Origin of the sequence: Burkholderia sp. SIMBA_051 (assembly GCF_046534915.1) — a bacterium.
Classification (GTDB): Bacteria; Pseudomonadota; Gammaproteobacteria; order Burkholderiales; family Burkholderiaceae; genus Burkholderia; species Burkholderia ambifaria.
Map to the genome: position 1 here is coordinate 1 of NZ_JAWRXS010000193.1, position 279 is coordinate 279.

The window sequence follows — 279 nt, forward strand, 5'->3', positions numbered from 1 at the left end:
GGAAGACCGCTCGCGTGTGCAGCGCTATTCGCTCACTACGGTGCGCGCCGCGCCACGCTAGCGGCGGCACGCCGGTCGAGCGAACCAGAACACGAACAGGGAGACATCGTCATGAACGCCGTCGTAACGGAGCCACTGGCGCAAAACGAAACGCAAGCGCGGCGCGTCGACTTGCTCGCGCTCTTTCGCGAGTCGGGCATCGCCGATGTGCTCGACGAACTCGACCGTGATCTGATCGGCCTCGCGCCCGTGAAGACGCGCATCCGCGAAATCGCCGCG

Annotated in this window: 1 pseudogene; it reads left to right on the top strand. The window is 65.9% G+C overall.

Annotated features, from left to right (window positions below):
- Positions 1-111: 111 nt before the first annotated feature.
- A pseudogene (locus SB771_RS34135) lies at positions 112-279 on the top strand (CbbX protein); the annotation flags it as partial.